This is a genomic window from Xanthomarina sp. F2636L, from assembly GCF_026410195.1.
Classification (GTDB): domain Bacteria; phylum Bacteroidota; class Bacteroidia; order Flavobacteriales; family Flavobacteriaceae; genus Xanthomarina.
In genome coordinates, this window is the sequence record NZ_JAPMLM010000029.1 from 1 (window position 1) to 556 (window position 556).

Sequence of the window (556 nt, forward strand, 5' to 3'; positions counted from 1 at the left end):
GGGTAGTTACTGGAACGCAACCTGTAGAACCAACAACAGAATGCTGGGAAACTGCTACTTTTGATAACAATACCTGTGCTTGGGTAGTCACTGGAACGCAACCTGCTGAACCAACAACAGAATGTTGGGAAACAGCGACCTTTGATAACAATACTTGTGCTTGGGTAGTTACTGGAACGCAACCTGCTGAACCAACAACAGAATGCTGGGAAACAGCAACCTTTAATAACACAACATGTGTTTGGAATGTGACAGGTACACAACCTGCTGAACCATCTACGGAGTGTTGGGAAACTGCTACCTTTGACAATAATACCTGTGCTTGGATAGTCACTGGAACGCAACCAGTTGAACCAACAACGGAATGCTGGGAAACTGCTACTTTTGATAACAATACTTGTACTTGGGTAGTCACTGGTTCGCAACCTGCTGAACCAACAACGGAATGTTGGGAAACAGCAACCTTTGATAATAATACCTGTACTTGGGTAGTTACTGGAACGCAACCTGTAGAACCAACAACAGAATGCTGGGAAACTGCTACTTTTGATAACAA

1 protein-coding gene is annotated in these 556 nt (G+C 43.9%); it reads left to right on the forward strand.

Annotated elements, in window-relative coordinates; genetic code table 11:
- Nucleotides 1–556 (forward strand): hypothetical protein (locus OS191_RS00130; protein ID WP_267153680.1); only part of this gene is annotated, 556 nt, incomplete at both ends.